This window comes from Acidiphilium sp. AL, from assembly GCF_025499445.1.
Lineage (GTDB): Bacteria > Pseudomonadota > Alphaproteobacteria > Acetobacterales > Acetobacteraceae > Acidiphilium > Acidiphilium iwatense.
Genome location: NZ_JAIMBZ010000041.1, coordinates 21,254 through 28,634, shown reverse-complemented (window position 1 = coordinate 28,634; position 7,381 = coordinate 21,254). Strand labels below are relative to the sequence as shown.

Genomic DNA, 7,381 nt, shown 5'->3' with positions numbered 1-7,381 from the left:
GTTATCTCGCCTATGGTAGGCACGGGTGGTCGGGGTCCACATGAGGCTGTCCATCCAACTCGGTCTCGACAACCTCTTGGAATCACACCTCATCCCGCCACCCAACCCTTCATTCCATCATCATTCCGAGACAGCCTCTGAGGGTTCTGGCTAAGCGTTACGGGATCAACCAAAAGACGGTCGCCAAATGGAAAAAGCGAACCGCGGTCGGCGATCTGCCGACCGGCCCCAAAGATCCACGCTCGACGGTGCACTCGCTCGAGGAAGAGGTCGTCATCGTCACCTTCCGCCGGCATACGCTGTTGCCACTTGATGATTGCCTCTATGCACTCCAGGCAATCATCCCGCATCTCACGCGCTCCTCATTGCATCGCTGCCTGCAGCGCCAGGACATCTCCCGGCTGCCCGATGATCTGTGGCGTTCCAACGCCAATCGTCGACAGACAAATTTGGGCTCGTCATGGTGAAATTTCTTCCAGCCTTCGTTGTTTCGTCTCGATCATCCCTGAACGCGCCAAGATCGCGCCGGCCACGGCCACGACGCCAAACATCAAAAGTACACCAGAAATGCCATATAATGGCAAGACCAATCCCACGAGATACGGACTTGCGATCGAGCCGAGGCGCAGCCACGTTGTGCCGACGCTCGTGCCGATCGCGCGGAGACGGGTTGGATAGATTTCCGCCGTGTACAAATAAAGCCCGACGCTGGTGATGTTCGCCCCAAAATATGCGACGGCGGTCGTCATCACAAAAATATCGAGAGGAACATGATGATAAATCGACAGGCCCAGAAGCGAAACCCCGCTTAATGAAAAGCCAAATACAAAGAGCGGGACGCGGCCAATTTTATCAACTGATAGCGCCATCACGAAACATCCGAGTAATCCTGACAACGTTCCGATCAGGCTAAGCTGAATCGATTTTTCAAGTGGTAAATGATAAACTGTATGGAGAATCGACGGCATCCATACCGCGATCCCGAACGTCACAAAAAATGATAACAACCAAAGCCCCCAGACGACAAATGTCCGTTTCTTGTAGCCGGGGCCAAAAAGCTCGGACACCCTTGACCGGACGGTTGGAATTGGAGCAACCGACAAGGTCGAAATAGGCGCGAGTTGTTGATAGGAAGACACATAATTTTCAATTTTTCTTAACATCGCGTCTGCCTCGGCCAAGCGCCCTTTGGAGGCAAGCCAGCGCGGGGACTCAGGACAATATTTTTGCATTGCAAACACCAAAAATGCAGGAACGACGCCGAACGCAAACAGCCAGCGCCACCCCACGTTCGGCACCAGCCATGCGGCGACCAGGCCAACCGCGAACAACCCGATCGGATAGATTGTTTCGTACAGCAGGAAAAACCGCCCACGATTTTTTGTCGATGAAATTTCGCCAATGTAGGTTGCCGCAATGGGAACTTCTGCACCCAGCCCGAAACCCTGAAGCACTCGCGCTGCGAGCAGTTGGTCATAACTATGTGACAAAGCGCAAAGTATGCTCATAATGGCAAAGAGCAGCACGCTTGCGCGCAACATTGGGACTCGACCGACTCGTTCGGCAAGCCAGCCGCATGTTATCGCACCGATCGCTTGCCCCAGAAAGCCCCCAGCAAACAGCAGGCCAATATCTTTGGCGTCGATGTGCCACAAGCCAATCAGGGCCGGCACCACATAAGCAATGGATAAAACCGAAAATGCGTCGAAAAATGTGGCCGATCCAATAATTATCCGAACAATAACATGCCAGCGTGTTACTGGTAATCGGTCTATCCGAGCTATAATTGTCTCTGGACTTACTGCTGTGCTTTGCATGTCTTCAGGTGCGGCCACGTTTAACCTCCAATTTATCGAAGTTTTTTGATCCATAACACCAACGATTTTGCTCGTCATTTTTATAGAGGGACCGTAAAAATAAACATCGCCATAGTCTTTTGCCCGATATTATTGGCGACAATGTCGTGCGTAATATTCAAGTTCAGGCGCGCCGGTCCAAAATTGTAGGCGGCCCCAAGGCCCAGTGCCCATTCTTGCGGTGATCCGCCATCAAGTTTCGCCGGGCCGCTATCGCGGGTGATTTGGGTGAGATAGTAACCGACCGGGCCGAAACTCCAGCGCCCGATGGTTTTGAATGCCGTATAATCCACATCCATCGTCGTGCCGTTACGGTAATGTGTCTGCTGATTTACACCATTGATATCAAATACGGTGTGCGCGGTGAACGCCCATCCGCTATGGAAATAGGTCAGTGCAAAATTCGGCTCAAGTGTATAGTGGTTCTGGCCGATATTTATCGCGGCAGGTGTTGTGTACCGGCCGCTTGGAACATAGAAGCCAAATTCAGCATCAAAAAACAAGCCGGGCGCTACTGACCAACTGAGATTCGCGGGAATAATTTCGGTATCAGGCAGACCAACGGTACTTGACGTCGTTCCATTTGGCCGAGTCAGGGCGACATCGACGGCGCCGATATTGCGGATGAAAACAGCATAACGCGCCCCTAAAACGCGCTGATTCAAAACCCACATGATCTGGGAGGTATTTGTCCACGTGCTGGAGACCGCCCCGGTGCGAACGCCCTGCCCATTGACCGAGTGAGCGCCGCTGAATGTGCCCTTGTTGATATAGTAGAAACCAGGAGGCGGCAGCTCACCAACAGGAACACCCATGGTAATTCCAACTGGGTATTCCGGCGTACTTCCAAACATGGCGGCATTAGCCGGAGCAATGCTGGCAATTGTGCTGGCAGACAAAACTGCCAGAGGTGGAATCAATTTGGCAAATCGACCAAGAAACTTCGGCCGTTGTGTTTTGTGCGATTTGCTTCGGTTATTCGCTACGCTCATTCATGGACCTTTCTGGTATTCTTGTTGAGTTTGGTTCAGTTTTTTTGACGTAGAGGCATTGAAATCCATCCGTTTATTTCAGAACGCAGAACGTTCTTCCATCAAGACGATTGAGCCACTAACGTTTGATTTTTGCGAGGGGATGATCGGCCGGATAGGTCGGAGTCTCTGGCTTGGGGGAGCCGATCATCACCATGATGATGGCATCTTCCTCGCCAACATTGATCTCGCCGCGATACACGCTAGGCGGGATCGAGATGCAGTCCCGCTCGCCCAGTACCGTCTCGTAATGTTCACCGTCCTGCTCGACCATCACTTTGATTTTGCCGCGAAGCACAAAGAAGACTTCCTCGGCGTCGGTATGAAGATGCATGGGGCCTTCGCCACCGGCAGGGATCACCATATTGGAGAGCGTGAAGTTCTCGGCCGGAATGGTGCCGGCGTCCTTTGCGACGCCCGTAGCGCCGGTGCCGATGAATCGCTTTTGAGCACGCCGGTACTTGGGATCGAAATCGGCCTGAAACTTGAGTGCGTTCCAGTCGTAGGGCCGGTCGTCCACGCGCGCGATTCGGGTCTTCATCCACTCTTCGAATGTCGCTCCCGGTGGTTTGTCCCACGAACGAGGTGAGGATTTTTTACGCTCGGTCACAATGTCAATTTCATGAGCCATGTCTGTCTCCGTTGTGTTGCTTGTGCGGGTGCGATCACCCATTGGTCGGTGCTGCCGTGCTCGTTGAGGCGGAGTCATTTGCGTCACCCCACGTTCCTGCCGCTATTGGCGGGCATCGGATACCTGGACGCGGAACGTCTGACTTCCTCATGCGGTCAAATCGATCAAATATGAACATTTTGTTCATGAACACTATCAAAAAAAATTAAACAGAGTCAACATATATTTTCGATAATCTCTGAACATTATGCTTGACAGCTAGGCGAGGCGGAATTATAACAAATATGAACGATATGGTCGTATTTGGATACTCTGGTCATCGATGTCGCCCCGCAATGCCGGGGTGCGGCCGGTGGGAAGGTGGTGCGGCGACAGATAAGAGGAGCAGGAGAATACGATGATTGGTTTTGATGCGCCTCCCGTAGTTGTGGCGACAACAAATCGCCCGAGAAATCTCATTAAGGTGGCTACCGCTATGCCGCCGCTTTCCTGTTCCCGAACCATCCTGTGACCGGCGCATGCTGCACGGTAAAACCATTCTCGTGACCGGCGCGGCGCGCGGCTTGGGGTATGCGATCGCCCAGGCGTGTGCAGCCGCTGGCGCACGACTTGTCCTTGCCGATCGCCTGATCGAGGCGGGCCAGGAGGAGGTAGGGACGCTGCGTGAAACGGGTGCCGATGCTCGTTTTGTCCCGGTGGATCTCGCAGACCCGGAAAGCATTGAGGCGATGGCGCGCGATATCGCGGCGCACGAGGGCCGGCTGGATGGCTTGGTAAACAACGCGGCCATCGCCACGAATGTTGGCGGCGTCGCCTTCGATGCGATCGAGATTGATCTTTTCGACCGGGTCATGCGGGTCAATATTCGCGGCACATGGCTGATGACGCGGGCGATTGCCCCGATTCTGGTCGATGGCGGCGCCATCGTCAATCTTGCGTCTGATACAGCCCTGTGGGGAGCGCCGCACCTTCTCGCTTATGTTGCGAGCAAGGGAGCGGTCATCGCGATGACCCGCTCGCTGGCGCGGGAGCTTGGTGAACGGCGCATCGCGGTCACCGCGGTTGCCCCCGGCATCGTGAGAACGGAGGCGACCGAGTATGTCCCGGAGGCGCGACACCGTCTCTATGAGGAGCAGCGCGCCGTTCCGGGGCCGCAACTGCCCGAGGATGTTGCCGGTGTTGTCGTTTTTCTGCTGACACCGTCCGCGCTTTCCCTGACCGGGCAGTTGCTGACCGCCAACGCGGGATTCGTTTTCGCATGACCACAATCGACCACCCTTTTGAACGCCGCATGGTGAACGGGATCGATATCCTGATTCGCGCCGGGATGAACGATACTCAGCAGCCGTTAGTGTTGTTGCATGGTATCGGCAGCAGAAGTTTCTCGTTTCTTCCCTTGATGGCAGCATTCGATCGGGCCCGGACAATTATCGCATGGGACGCTCCAGGATACGGCGCCAGTTCTCCCCTCGCTGTCCCTATGCCGGGAGTGACAGAATATTCCGCAGCACTCCTGGCTTTGCTGAACGCCGAGGGTATCCAAACTGTCGATCTTCTTGGGCACTCGCTGGGCACTTTGGTGGCGGCCCATGCGGCGGCGACCGCACCGGCGCGCGTGAATCGGTTGGCGCTCGTCTCGCCCACGCTGGGTTATGGCGCGATGCCTGGCGACCCGCTGCCGGAGGCGGTGCGCGCACGCCTGGCGGAACTCGTGGCGCTCGGAGCCGCGACGTTCGCACGGAAGCGCAGCGCCCGGCTTGTATATCATCCTGAGCGATCGCCTGAGGTATTGGACGCGGTGGTCGCCGCCATGACAACCATGGTCATGCCGGGATACGGGCAGGCAAGTCGCCTGTTGGGATCAGGGCGCATTCTTGACGATGTGGTTCGGCTCTCTGTGCCGACACTCGTCATCGTGGGCGCCGAGGATGTCGTAACGCCGCCGGACATGGCCCGAAAAATCGCATTGTCACTGCCCCATTCGGTCAGATCTGCACCGCCGCTTGTTCTGGTCGAGGCGAGTGGGCATGCTGTTTGCCTGGAAGCGCCCGCCCAAGTCGCGGCGCTGGTCGAACGACATCTCACTGAGACATGAGGGTGGACATGCCAAAGATATCAAAACAAGCCAGAATTACGAAGAATGAAACCGAAACACAGATCTACGGTGTCCCGGCGGTGGAGCGCGCCATAAAACTGCTGCGCTCCATTTCGGAAGGCGAGTCGATCGCAAATCTCAGCCATGCCGCCAAGCTGCTCGGCATCAACCGCACCACACTCATCCGGCTGCTGGCGTCACTCGAAGCCGGACGTTTTGTCGAGAAGAAGCCCTACGGCGTCGGCTATCAGATCGGGCCTGGACTGATCGGTGTGGCCGCACAGACCTTCATGTCACGCGATCTGAGCCAGACGGCCCTACCCTACTTGATCATGCTTTCGGAAACCTACGGGCTTTCGGCCCATTTAGGCATCCTCGAAGGACGAGACGTGCTCTACTTGTTGCGGCAAGTGCCCAATGTCTTCCGGGCGAGCGCCATTCGCGTCGGGTCCCGGCTGCCCGCACATGCAACGACGATGGGCCGGATTATTCTTGCCTATCTGCCGGAACGCGACGTGCGGTCGCTGTTCGCCGGTGCGGATCTCACGCCGGTTACCGAATCTACCGCGACCAGGATCGATGATCTCATTGCCCAGATCGCGCAGGACCGGCAGATTGGTCTCGCCTGGAGCGCGTCATATTACGAACCGGGCGTTGATTCATTCGCCGCGCCAATCTTCGATCATAGTGGCTTGGTCGTCGCGGCGATCAACATCAGCGGACCAGAGGCTGCGTTTTCCATCGAAGGCGGCAAGCGGGCGCGGATCGGCGAAAGTCTGCGTCGCGCGGCAATGGATATTTCCGAGCGACTCGGCTTCGTTCCCAATGGGCGCTCGCACTATTCCCTGGAAGGAACCTTGGCATGACCCAGCCAATCGCGGTCGATTTCTTGCGCGCCATCGTCATGCGCGCCCCCCATGTCCTTGTGACGCGCGATTTCTATGTGGATAATTGGGGTCTTACGGTCTCGCACGAAACCGATGACGCCGTCTATTTCAGAGGCACCGGCTCAGAGCCCTTTATTTATGGCCTCCGTGAGGGCAAAACCTACGGCGTTGACCAAATCTGCTTTGGCATGAATAGCGCCGCGCGGATCGATGATCTTCATGCGCAGTTGGTTGCTAAAGGCGCGCCCACGACCGCTCGTGGTCCGGTGACCACGCCGGGGGGCGGCTATGGTTTCAGCACACTCGATCCCGACGGAAGGCGGCTGTCGTTTACCGCTGACGTCGCGCGTTACACCGACGAAGAAGACAGGCTGGCGTTGCCACGCAAAATTACCCATGTCGTTCTCAATTCGGAGTCGTTCGAGAAAAACCAGGCGTTCTACGAGGAGATGCTTGGCTTCAGGGTCAGCGACTATTCGGCAAACGCAATGGTGTTCTTGCGTTGCAGCAGCGACCACCATGCGATCGCGCTCAATCGGGCGTCCTATCCGTCGGTCAATCATGTCGCCTTCGAAATGGCATCGATCGACAGCTTCATGCGTGGCATCGGCCGGATGAAAACGAGGGGGCAAGCGCCAGCCTGGGGGCCAGGACGCCACGGACCGGGCAACAATCCGTTCGCCTATTTTGTCTCGCCGTCCGGGTTCGTCATCGAATTTACCTCGGAAGTTCTGCAGATCGACGAAGCAACCCATGAGCCGCAAGTATGGCCGCGAAACATCCCGGAAAAAATGGATCTGTGGATGACAGCGGGACCGCCCACGCCAGCCATGCGGACCGTTATGGCTGGCCGGCCCGACCCCGGCTTCCAATCGCTCTGA

At 56.4% G+C, this 7,381-nt stretch carries 7 protein-coding genes and 1 pseudogene; 5 read left to right on the top strand and 3 right to left on the bottom strand.

Annotation, left to right across the window (positions count from 1 at the left end; genetic code table 11):
• Positions 1-131 precede the first annotated feature (131 nt).
• Positions 132-410 (top strand): annotated as a pseudogene (locus AiwAL_RS16625) (IS481 family transposase); the annotation flags it as partial.
• Positions 411-458: 48 nt separating this feature from the next.
• On the opposite strand, the gene AiwAL_RS16620 reads toward AiwAL_RS16625, so the two are convergent.
• The 3 genes from AiwAL_RS16620 to AiwAL_RS16610 form a co-directional block, all read right to left on the bottom strand.
• Positions 459-1,835: an MFS transporter gene (locus AiwAL_RS16620; protein ID WP_262313102.1), complete on the bottom strand. Its 1,377-nt coding sequence runs from the start codon at positions 1,833-1,835 to the stop codon at positions 459-461.
• 62 nt (positions 1,836-1,897) lie between these two features.
• Positions 1,898-2,848, bottom strand: a complete 951-nt coding sequence (locus AiwAL_RS16615) for a transporter (protein ID WP_235705478.1) — start codon at positions 2,846-2,848, stop codon at positions 1,898-1,900.
• A 118-nt stretch (positions 2,849-2,966) separates the two neighbouring features.
• The gene (locus AiwAL_RS16610) at positions 2,967-3,518 is read right to left on the bottom strand and encodes a cupin domain-containing protein (protein WP_235705479.1); all 552 of its coding nucleotides are present in this window, start codon (positions 3,516-3,518) and stop codon (positions 2,967-2,969) included.
• Between the two features lie 518 nt (positions 3,519-4,036).
• On the opposite strand from AiwAL_RS16610, the gene AiwAL_RS16605 reads away from it, so the two are divergent.
• The 4 genes from AiwAL_RS16605 to AiwAL_RS16590 are packed head-to-tail and all read left to right on the top strand — an operon-like array spanning position 4,037 to position 7,381.
• Positions 4,037-4,780, top strand: coding sequence for an SDR family oxidoreductase (locus AiwAL_RS16605; RefSeq protein ID WP_235705480.1), 744 nt, complete (start codon positions 4,037-4,039; stop codon positions 4,778-4,780).
• The gene (locus tag AiwAL_RS16600) at positions 4,777-5,613 is read left to right on the top strand and encodes an alpha/beta fold hydrolase (protein WP_235705481.1); all 837 of its coding nucleotides are present in this window, start codon (positions 4,777-4,779) and stop codon (positions 5,611-5,613) included. The genes AiwAL_RS16605 and AiwAL_RS16600 overlap by 4 nt, the downstream gene beginning before the upstream one ends.
• 8 nt (positions 5,614-5,621) lie before the next feature.
• A complete protein-coding gene (locus tag AiwAL_RS16595) occupies positions 5,622-6,479 on the top strand; it encodes an IclR family transcriptional regulator (protein WP_262313103.1) in 858 nt (285 codons plus the stop codon).
• Complete coding sequence (locus AiwAL_RS16590) at positions 6,476-7,381, top strand: VOC family protein (RefSeq protein ID WP_235705483.1); 906 nt, start codon at positions 6,476-6,478, stop codon at positions 7,379-7,381. The genes AiwAL_RS16595 and AiwAL_RS16590 overlap by 4 nt, the downstream gene beginning before the upstream one ends.